Below are 7926 nucleotides of genomic sequence, written 5' to 3'. Positions count from 1 at the left end.
ATTCTCTGGGACAATACCAACGGGCGATTGATTTCCATCAGCAGTCTTTGGATATTAGTAGGGAAATAGGCGATCGCTATGGTGAAAGTAATTCCTTGTGCAATTTAGGCAATGTTTACAATAAACTGGGACAGTACCAACGGGCGATTGATTTTTACCAGCAGTCTTTGGATATCAAACGGGAAATAGGCGATCGCTTACGTGAAGGTAATTCCTTGATGGGTTTGAGTATTGCTTATCATCGGTGTGGCAAAATTCAAGAAGCATTTGCAGCCTCGGATCAAGCCGAGCAAATTTTTCAAGAACTTGGGCTTCCCATTGAAGCAATGCCTTATCCTCGGTGGGAAAAAGCAATAATAAAATTCGCTCAACGTGGTCGGTTACAGTTGATTTTGTGTTTCATTTTTGGGCTGATAGCCTTTCCCTTTGCCCTTGTATGGTTTATTCTGCTACTTTTATGGCGTTTAATCCGTTCCCAATTTAAAAGATGAAAACTGATATCTTCTGTTGATGGCAATCTACCAGTTTACATTGTAGTTGTTGAGTTTAGTAAACCTTTGTGTTTTGTAGTGAAAAAATGAACCAAATTCAAGATTTACATAAACAAGCGATGGATTTCGCTGAAATGGCACAAGTTGCTAAACTCAAAGGCGACTCTGTTTTAGCTTTACAACTCTCCAAACAAGCATTTCAAAAAGAACGATTAGCAGCAGAATTAATCATAAATAATCTGGTAGCAGAACCAACACGTTCAGTCTTACATCGTAGTGCGGCTACTTTAGCGATTGACTGTGGAGAAATTGCAGCAGCAGAACGTTTAATTGCAATAGCTTTATCAGGAAATCCACCTCAAGAGATTGCCGAAGAACTCAAGGATTTATTTGTACAAATTAACATTGATAAATATTTTGCCCGTCGTGGTATTGAATTTGATTCAGCTAAACTATAATTAATTGAACGTGACTATCAATCATGCTTTTTGGCAACATCAATATCATTCCCATCATATATCCACATTGGTGTGACACCTTGTGAATCCTGGAAACCAAGTTTTTCGTAGAAGGGAACAGCATGATCTATTGACAGTAATATTTGCTGATGGAAATTAATATAACGACTTTGTAGACGTTTCATAATCTCCCGTCCTATGCCTCTTTTTTGACATGCTGGCAATATTAATAAATGAGAGTAGTAAACAACCAAAGCACCATCTGAAATGGCATTACCAAGACCAATCAGCAAATTCTGATGCCATGCTGAAATCACTGTGTGCGAGTTGGCAAGTGCTAACAAAAGTTTCTCAGGCTTCTGTGCTGATGACCATCCACATTCCGAATAAAGATTGATTACTTGATTACGGCTAAGTTCGGCTTTGTCCTGATACTCAATTTCTGCAAAAGTCATTGCTATTTTTTATTTCAAACAGGGCGACAACCAGATAAAATACTGTGCATATTTACCACTGAACCAATGACTGCGATCGCCGGAGCGCTAAATCCAGTTTCTGCAACTTGCTGATTAATGGTTGCTAGAGTCCCAATTAATTCTTCTTGTTCTGGTCGTGTACCCCAACGAACTAAGGCTATGGGCGTTTCTAAATCCAACCCAGCTTGATTTAACTCTTCCACAATATAAGGCAGGTTGTGAATCCCCATATAAATTACAATGGTTTCCGAACCGTGCGCGATCGCCTGCCAATTCACATGGGGTTTATACTTACCTGCTGACTCATGCCCAGTCACAAAAGTCACTGATGAACTATAGAGGCGATGAGTTAAAGGTATACCAGCATAGGCAGAAGCGGCAATTCCAGATGTAATACCTGGCACAACTTCCACAGGGATGCCGGCGGCTACTAAATCTACCATTTCCTCGCCACCGCGACCAAAAATAAACGGGTCTCCACCCTTGAGGCGCACAACTACAGAATGCGATCGCGCTTTGGTAATCAATAAATTTGTAGTTTCTGCTTGTAATAATGAATGTCTCCCCATACGCTTACCAGCGTTGATTTTTTCAGCTTGGGGGTTAATCATCGCCAAAATAGGGGGACTGACCAAAGCATCATAAATTACCACATCTGCACATTCTAATAAACCCTTACCCTTGAGGGTCATCAGTCCTGGATCTCCAGGCCCCGCACCTAATAAATAAACCTTACCCAAACACCCTGGCGCTGCTTTCTCTGTGCGGCTCATCAAAAAAATGGGTCTGAAACCCCGTCCTTTAGCGAAGTGAAGGACGGCTTTATACGTATCTTCTAGGTAACAATTAACCCGTTGGAACGACGAATTAACTGCACTTTGCTAGAAGCAATCTGTCCTAACCGTTTCCAGTTAACATCGCTGACAGATACTTGTTTTTCAGTGTCTCCTGACACATAGCCGATACCTTTAGGGGATGTCACTAAATCACCCTTACGTAATCCATGACGGGTTACAGAACCCCCGTATTTACGACGCGTCCCACCCTTTGCAGGAAGCATTAAGTGAAGTTGGCGACGCGAAAAAGGTGGTCTACGAATCACCCGGAATACAGCAGGCGTAATCACGACATTGCCAAACCAATCAGCACCATCAACCTTTGCCTTCTGATATTGTCGGTACTCCACAAAAAATGAAGCGGCAATTGCTACACCATCAACCGCATGAGTATTAAACTCGGACTGAGATTTATCTACTTGATTCTTGACTAGTCCCAAGTATTTACGAGTTGACGCAGTTTGGTATCCCTCAACTGGAACTACTGGGGCAAACTGTTCTAACTGACTTAACATCCACTTCTGCCCGACCATTACAGGTGAGAAGCCTTTACCAGATTTCGCTTTTCTGCGTCCACTAGTTAAGTCCACATCTGCTTTGACGTACTCGTATCTGATCTCTGAGACTGGGTAGATTCTGGATAATTCGGAAACTATTCTGAGTTCCAATTGACGATTAGCACGTATTGATGGTGCCACCTTGCCTTGACGACGATTATCAAAGCGTTTTTGGCGATGTGCGCGTTTTGAAAAATCCACCTTGCGGTTGATTCTTCTTCCTCTGCGACCACGCCGCATTAATCGCCTTGCGTCCATTCGGTCACGTACTGTCTGAAATGGCAAAATCAGATGAGCCGTGTAAAGAGTAAATTTGCCAGATTGGACACCAATTCCAGAGAACTTTTTGCCTGGGTCAATCCCAATGACAATATCTTGGATTGCTCGTCCAGATGGTTCCCCTCTCAGTTGGACATAAAATTGTCCACAATCAGACCAGCGTTTGAGCGCTTTACCGGATGCGATCCATTTTCTCACCCGTGTAGGTGTCGTGGGCATGAGTGGTTGGTGGTTTTGATCTACGACAGGTACTCGCATTTTTTTTGGTATAACCCAATTACTTGTTCTATTCCCTTCCCGCAACACAGCTAAGATGTCTTGGCTTTACCCAACGCCTAACCAATTAAGCTTGCAAATAGTCCAGACTAGGGCAGTATCTGGAAGTGCGTACCAAGCTGTGTCTCAATGCGGTATTCACTTTTTGCGTTGTCTAAATTGATTTAGACAATCCCCGCACTTTTAGGGCGGGGTTAGTGAAGTATCTATTAAATCCCCAATCATCTCAGCTAATTCTGCACTTGCTCCCAAAGGTTCCGCCAGTTGGAAAGTGACAGTAGGAAATTGTAATTTTAACTTTTCTATGGACTGTGCGATCGCATCAGTAATGCCACCTGTAAATAAAAAGTATGGCAAAATAGCAACTTCCCTTTTTCCCACAGTTAAAAATTCTTGTATGCGTGATTCTAAATTAGGAGCCACAGCCCAATAAGCAGTAACAGCGCCCAATTTAGCCGCTAGAGTTTCTATTGGTTTCAGAGAATCAAGACGACGACTACCGTGGGCTAATAAAATTGTACCTTCAGCTGACATCGCCGCCATTTCCTGAGACAGCAACTGTACTAAACCTGGGTGAGTACCTAAATAAGGTCGCACCCTAATAATTATATCTTTACCCAGAGCCTGTTGTGCCAAAGCAATTTCATCAGGAATATCTTGCATGACATGAACACCCGGTAGCAGAAATAGGGGTACAACTTCCAAACAACCAACCCCTTCCACTAAAGCACTATGGGCAAATTTGATGATTTGCTGATGTAAAGGCTGTGGTTGTAATTCTAATGCAGCTATACCTACCGGAGGTTTGATATTACCAAATGTTTGAGATAGCAACTCGGCTAATTGCTGCATAGCAACTTCGGGACGAGGGTCACGGCTACCGTGGGATACTAGTAAATACGCAGATTTCATCTAATCGCCAGGAAAATGAGACACCAACCAAGATACAGCAGTTTCCAGACAGATTTAAACTACTCACTTAGGCATTAGGCCTATTTTTTTTCAGCAGTATAAGTATAAAATTTATTTAATGCACCCAAAGTTTCAAATTTATACCCAGGTATCAGGGAACTGAGTTGTAATTCCGTCCGATAAACCGTAAAAATCACGAAATTTTGCTTTTCTGTACTGCGTGACAAAATTTGCTGTATTTGGGGACTGGCTTGATCTACCAAATTGTCGCACTGAGATTTAATTAAATTTTCTAAAAAATTTGTGGTTTTACCGCAAAAGTCCTCTTTGACATATTCTGTAAGCCGTTGTGTGGCATACGCTTCATATTCAGCCTGAGAAGGATTAGTCGTAGCCATAGCCACCCCAAAAGCTGCTAGTCCCACTGCTGCGGAACCGAGAATGATAGTTACTGGTTTCATCTGTCTCCCTTTGATTCTCTATGGTTATTGGAGTCCCAAGACTCTAAATCAACAAAATCCGTTCCTGGAAAAAAAACCCTTGATTTTTTTTTGAGTAGGGTGCTATAATCATGAGAGTTGAATGGCGAGCGTAGCCAAGAGGTTAAGGCAGTGGTTTGTGGTACCACCATTCGTGGGTTCGAGTCCCATCGTTCGCCCTATTCTAATGGAATAGTGAAATCTGTTTTGTATAGATTGAGAATTTATATATCTCAATAGTGATGCAGTGATATCATGTGCAACGATTATGGGGCATAAAATTAATCACGAATCACTAACTTGGGATTGACTGATAATATTTCTGTAACCTTGTGTGCAAATCATCACATAGAGCTTCTCTGCCAATAGGATGAGAGATTGTCAGTCTTGAGTTAGAGTCAAAAAATACTGAGTATCATATATTCTGAGTAAAGAGTAGCACGAAGCAAGAGGCCTTTTGATGGCTAATTTCTGGAACACAGATAGAAAATGGGTCTGTATTGATTTGTGTTTATATGTAATGAGACTTAAGGATGAGGTGTGAACTCTGTCCTGCTAGTCAAAATGCAAGTTTAACTTTAGGGGTTTCCATGTCTGAATTAATCCAAGCGATCCTGGATAGTGAAGAAAAAAGCGATTTGCGTTCGTTTTTGAGTCAATTACGCCAGGAAGAAAAAAATTACCTGCTGCGTAACGACATCCTAAATGTATTTATTGATTATTGTTCCAAATCCGATAAGTCAGAAACGACTGCTGCTGCTTCTCGCTTAGGCAAACTAATTTACTATACTCAGGAAATTATTCAAGAAGATTCCAATCTTTGTTTTATCATTCGTCCTAAAATTGCTAGTCAGGAAGTTTATCGGCTAACAGAGGATTTGAATGTTGAGCCAATGACAGTAGAGGAATTACTGGATCTACGCGATCGCTTCGTAAATAAATTTAATCCCCAAGAAGGTGATTTACTAGAACTGGATTTCGGCCCCTTCTATGATTACACCCCAATTATCCGCGACCCGAAAAACATTGGTAAAGGGGTACAATTTCTCAACCGCTATCTATCCAGCAAAATATTTCAAGACTCAAAGCAATTACTGGAGAGTTTATTAAATTTCTTGCGTCTCCACCATTACAACGGTGTACAGTTGCTGATTAACGATCGCATCAAGACTCAACACCAACTTTCTGACCAAATTAAAAAAGCCATTACCTTTGTCAATCGTCGCCCCAAAGACGAACCCTACGAACAATTCCGCTTTGAATTGCAAATGATGGGTTTTGAACCGGGTTGGGGTAACACAGCCAAGCGGGTAGGTGACACCCTGGATATTTTAGATGAGTTAATTGATTCTCCTGACCCCCAAACCATTGAAGCCTTTATCTCTCGCATCCCGATGATTTTTAGAATCGTCCTGGTATCGGCGCATGGTTGGTTCGGTCAAGAAGGGGTTCTCGGTCGTCCTGATACTGGTGGACAAGTGGTTTATGTCCTCGACCAAGCTAAAAATCTAGAAAAGCAACTCCAAGAAGATGCTGAGTTAGCTGGTTTAAATGGGCTGAACGTGGAACCAAAGGTAATTATTCTCACTCGTCTGATTCCTAATAGTGACGGGACACTGTGTAATCAACGGTTAGAAAAAGTTCACGGGACAGAAAACGCCTGGATTTTGCGCGTACCTCTGCGGGAATTTAATCCCAATATCACCCAAAACTGGATTTCCCGGTTTGAATTTTGGCCTTATCTAGAAACCTTTGCTATTGACTCGGAAAAAGAACTCTTGGCAGAATTTCAAGGTAGACCAGATTTAATCGTTGGTAACTACTCTGATGGTAACTTGGTAGCCTTTCTCTTAGCCCGACGGATGAATGTGACTCAGTGTAACATCGCCCACGCTTTAGAAAAATCCAAATACCTGTTTAGTAACCTGTACTGGGAAGAATTAGAAGATAAATATCATTTTTCCTTGCAATTCACTGCTGATTTGATTGCGATGAATGCTGCAAACTTCGTGATTAGCAGTACCTATCAAGAAATTGTCGGGACACCCGATAGTGTGGGACAGTACGAGTCTTACAAATGCTTTACCATGCCGGAGTTATACCACGTAGTTAACGGAATTGAATTATTTAGTCCTAAATTTAACGTTGTACCTCCTGGAGTCAACGAGAGTTATTACTTCCCCTATACCCGCACCGCAGACCGAGTGGAAGCTGATTGCGATCGCCTAGCGGATATCCTCTTTAACTTGGAAGATCCTCAGCAAATCTTTGGTAAATTAGATGACCCCAGCAAGCGCCCTCTGTTCTCCGTAGCCCGTCTTGACCGGATTAAAAACCTCACAGGTTTAGCAGAATGCTATGGTCAAAGTCCAGAATTGCAAGAACATTGCAACTTAATTTTAATCGCTGGTAAATTACGGATAGAAGATTCCGGCGACAACGAAGAACGGGACGAAATTATCAAACTCTATCAAATCATTGAACAGTACAATCTTTACGGTAAGATTCGTTGGTTAGGTGTGCGCTTAAGCAAATCTGATTCTGGTGAAATTTACCGGGTAATTGCTGACCGCAAAGGTATCTTTGTCCAACCAGCTTTATTTGAAGCCTTTGGTTTAACAATTTTAGAATCTATGGTTTCCGGACTACCAACTTTTGCTACCCAATTTGGTGGACCGTTAGAAATTATTCAAGATAAGGTAAATGGCTTTTATATTAACCCCACAAATTTAGAAGAAACAGCCGCTAAAATCTTAGAATTTGTGAGCAAATGTGATCAAAGTCCTCAGTATTGGGATGCTATTTCCCATGAAGGGATTAACCGAGTATTGAGTACATATACCTGGAAAATTCACACCACCAAGCTATTATCCTTAGCACGGATTTATGGCTTTTGGAACTTTACCTCCAAAGAAAACCGCGAAGACTTATTACGGTATTTAGAAGCCTTGTTCTATTTAATTTACAAACCCAAAGCGAAAGCATTATTAGAACAGCATCAGCACCGCTAAGAATTTGGGGAGTAGGGAGTGGGGAGTAGGGAGTAGGGAGTAGGGAGTTTTTCCCATAATTCAGCAAATTCGCCCAATGTCATAACTATATCCCACATTCCGCACCCTAAACTGTCACAGATAAAAAAAGCCATCAAAGTAGTACAAAATA

General features: G+C 41.5%; 8 protein-coding genes and 1 tRNA gene. 4 read left to right on the top strand and 5 right to left on the bottom strand.

Annotation, left to right across the window (positions count from 1 at the left end; genetic code table 11):
• Both ACM0OP_RS23245 and ACM0OP_RS23240 read left to right on the top strand, forming a co-directional pair.
• On the top strand, nucleotides 1–491 hold a 491-nt coding region (locus tag ACM0OP_RS23245; RefSeq protein WP_414530777.1), incomplete at its 5' end, for a tetratricopeptide repeat protein.
• Nucleotides 492–577: 86 nt separating this feature from the next.
• A complete protein-coding gene (locus ACM0OP_RS23240) occupies nucleotides 578–949 on the top strand; it encodes a hypothetical protein (RefSeq protein WP_414530776.1) in 372 nt (123 codons plus the stop codon).
• Between the two features lie 17 nt (nucleotides 950–966).
• Here ACM0OP_RS23240 and ACM0OP_RS23235 read toward each other — a convergent pair whose 3' ends face one another.
• From ACM0OP_RS23235 to ACM0OP_RS23215, 5 genes are all read right to left on the bottom strand, one after another.
• Entirely contained in the window at nucleotides 967–1404 is a 438-nt protein-coding gene (locus ACM0OP_RS23235) for a GNAT family N-acetyltransferase (RefSeq protein WP_414530775.1), read from the bottom strand.
• A gap of 14 nt (nucleotides 1405–1418) precedes the next feature.
• Nucleotides 1419–2198 (bottom strand): uroporphyrinogen-III C-methyltransferase, encoded by a 780-nt coding sequence (cobA, locus tag ACM0OP_RS23230; RefSeq protein WP_414530774.1) that lies wholly within the window; start codon nucleotides 2196–2198, stop codon nucleotides 1419–1421.
• A gap of 62 nt (nucleotides 2199–2260) precedes the next feature.
• Nucleotides 2261–3355, bottom strand: coding sequence for an RRXRR domain-containing protein (locus tag ACM0OP_RS23225; RefSeq protein ID WP_414530773.1), 1095 nt, complete (start codon nucleotides 3353–3355; stop codon nucleotides 2261–2263).
• Between the two features lie 201 nt (nucleotides 3356–3556).
• The gene (locus ACM0OP_RS23220) at nucleotides 3557–4285 is read right to left on the bottom strand and encodes a sirohydrochlorin chelatase (protein WP_414530772.1); all 729 of its coding nucleotides are present in this window, start codon (nucleotides 4283–4285) and stop codon (nucleotides 3557–3559) included.
• Nucleotides 4286–4365: 80 nt separating this feature from the next.
• The gene (locus tag ACM0OP_RS23215; RefSeq protein WP_414530771.1) at nucleotides 4366–4746 is read right to left on the bottom strand and encodes a DUF4359 domain-containing protein; all 381 of its coding nucleotides are present in this window, start codon (nucleotides 4744–4746) and stop codon (nucleotides 4366–4368) included.
• A gap of 124 nt (nucleotides 4747–4870) precedes the next feature.
• On the opposite strand from ACM0OP_RS23215, the gene ACM0OP_RS23210 reads away from it, so the two are divergent.
• Together ACM0OP_RS23210 and ACM0OP_RS23205 are read left to right on the top strand one after the other, a co-directional pair.
• A tRNA-His gene (locus tag ACM0OP_RS23210) sits at nucleotides 4871–4943 on the top strand.
• 411 nt (nucleotides 4944–5354) lie between these two features.
• Nucleotides 5355–7775 (top strand): sucrose synthase, encoded by a 2421-nt coding sequence (locus ACM0OP_RS23205; RefSeq protein WP_414530770.1) that lies wholly within the window; start codon nucleotides 5355–5357, stop codon nucleotides 7773–7775.
• The last annotated feature ends 151 nt before the right edge of the window (nucleotides 7776–7926 follow it).

It is taken from the genome of Nodularia chucula CCY0103 (assembly GCF_963923915.1).
GTDB classification, from domain to species: Bacteria; Cyanobacteriota; Cyanobacteriia; order Cyanobacteriales; family Nostocaceae; genus Nodularia; species Nodularia chucula.
Note: the sequence above shows the minus strand (reverse complement) of the source record. Positions and strands in the feature narration are given on the sequence as shown.

What these genes read in the sequence shown, in the direction of transcription:
- ACM0OP_RS23240 (WP_414530776.1), top strand. Translation starts at nt 578, where the DNA reads ATGAACCAAATTCAAGATTTACATAAACAAGCGATGGATTTCGCTGAA.
- ACM0OP_RS23235 (WP_414530775.1), bottom strand. Translation starts at nt 1,404, where the DNA reads ATGACTTTTGCAGAAATTGAGTATCAGGACAAAGCCGAACTTAGCCGT.
- cobA (WP_414530774.1), bottom strand. Translation starts at nt 2,198, where the DNA reads ATGAGCCGCACAGAGAAAGCAGCGCCAGGGTGTTTGGGTAAGGTTTAT.
- ACM0OP_RS23225 (WP_414530773.1), bottom strand. Translation starts at nt 3,355, where the DNA reads ATGCGAGTACCTGTCGTAGATCAAAACCACCAACCACTCATGCCCACG.
- ACM0OP_RS23220 (WP_414530772.1), bottom strand. Translation starts at nt 4,285, where the DNA reads ATGAAATCTGCGTATTTACTAGTATCCCACGGTAGCCGTGACCCTCGT.
- ACM0OP_RS23215 (WP_414530771.1), bottom strand. Translation starts at nt 4,746, where the DNA reads ATGAAACCAGTAACTATCATTCTCGGTTCCGCAGCAGTGGGACTAGCA.
- ACM0OP_RS23205 (WP_414530770.1), top strand. Translation starts at nt 5,355, where the DNA reads ATGTCTGAATTAATCCAAGCGATCCTGGATAGTGAAGAAAAAAGCGAT.